Here is a 261-nt window from a genome sequence, read left to right as displayed (position 1 = left end):
CAGATACGCACCCAATTCAATGCTGATCACTGGCGAAGTGGCTATCTGGCCGACCGCCGTGCTGGGGGCCCGGTTATCCAGCATGACGGCATGCAGCAGATCGGTACGGGTGACAATACCAAACCTGTGACCGGCTTGCTCTGTCGTATCATCCACAATGATGAAAGCCGCGTCGCAGTTGCTCTGGCGCATCCGGGTGGTGGCGGTCCGCAGATCCGTATCGGCTGGCAGGATCAGGCAGGGCTGGATATTGTCCTGGCG

The 261-nt window shown here is 59.8% G+C and carries 1 protein-coding gene; it reads right to left on the bottom strand.

Translation table 11 applies throughout. The features are described from left to right. A partial coding sequence (locus tag ACYP03_RS26725) for a CBS domain-containing protein (RefSeq protein ID WP_459782768.1) occupies window positions 1–192 on the bottom strand: 192 nt, incomplete at its 3' end. Window positions 193–261: the final 69 nt, after the last annotated feature.

It is taken from the genome of Photobacterium sp. R1, from assembly GCF_054600795.1.
Note: the sequence above shows the minus strand (reverse complement) of the source record. Positions and strands in the feature narration are given on the sequence as shown.